The sequence below is a fragment of the Duganella violaceipulchra genome (assembly GCF_019166075.1).
GTDB classification, from domain to species: Bacteria; Pseudomonadota; Gammaproteobacteria; order Burkholderiales; family Burkholderiaceae_D; genus Rugamonas; species Rugamonas violaceipulchra.
In genome coordinates, this window is the sequence record NZ_JAHTGR010000204.1 from 1 (window position 1) to 258 (window position 258).

1 protein-coding gene is annotated in these 258 nt (G+C 58.5%); it reads left to right on the top strand.

Annotated elements, in window-relative coordinates; translation table 11 throughout:
* On the top strand, positions 1-258 hold a 258-nt coding region (locus tag KVP70_RS33700), incomplete at both ends, for a condensation domain-containing protein (RefSeq protein WP_217946777.1).

Here is a 258-nt window from a genome sequence, read left to right on the forward strand (position 1 = left end):
CCGGATAGTTGGCAGCGTGCCGCAAGGCGCCGCCAATGTTCAGGATATCTACCCCTTGTCGCCGTTGCAAGAAGGCATCCTGTTTCATCACCTGCTGGAAAGGGAGGGCGACGCTTACCTATTGCGATCGATCATCGCCTTTGATAGCCGCAATCGTTTGGATGGTTTCCTGAATGCCTTGCAGAGGGTGATCGACCGACACGACATCTTGCGCAGCGCCGCCCACTGGCAGGGACTGGCGCAGCCGGTGCAAGTGGT